Raw genomic sequence first — 480 nt, forward strand, 5'->3', positions numbered from 1 at the left:
AAGATTGGACTTCACCATCTGCTCATGAACGCGAGTGGTTAGTTTACGCGCTGCAAATTCAGCAAAAACACGGCTAAATGTCCCTTCGCTGGGTAGTTTTTTATACAGATTGAAGCCGCAAATTCGCCGCAATCTACGATCAACTTCTAGGCGTTCAATCAAGCCCCGTGTGGTGACGATACCAAGTTCAGCTTTTGCAATAAAGGCACATGCCAAAGCGCAGCGGTCAGCAGGAGGTCTTCCCACAGCACACCCTTGATATTGGTATACCAAGGATTCGATGTCACTCCACTCGAGCACACGAATAATGCGTTCGAGCTTTGAGCTGATGCCGTCTAAATCGGCTGCGACTAAAGGAATAAGTTCGTATTGTAAGGCTTGAAACCGTTGTTTGAGAAAAGGGCTTAATGTAGTATTCATGCTGTAGATGTTAGGGTGTTGGTTTAGAAGCTCATTTTAACATCTACAACTTTTTTCAAA

Annotated in this window: 1 protein-coding gene; it reads right to left on the reverse strand. The window is 44.6% G+C overall.

Going from position 1 to position 480, the window contains the following annotated elements; all coding sequences use genetic code 11:
* Positions 1-420 (reverse strand): transposase (locus DLK05_RS16995; protein WP_148114134.1); only part of this gene is annotated, 420 nt, incomplete at its 3' end.
* Positions 421-480: the final 60 nt, after the last annotated feature.

Source organism: Ancylomarina longa (genome assembly GCF_003996985.1).
Lineage (GTDB): Bacteria > Bacteroidota > Bacteroidia > Bacteroidales > Marinifilaceae > Ancylomarina_A > Ancylomarina_A longa.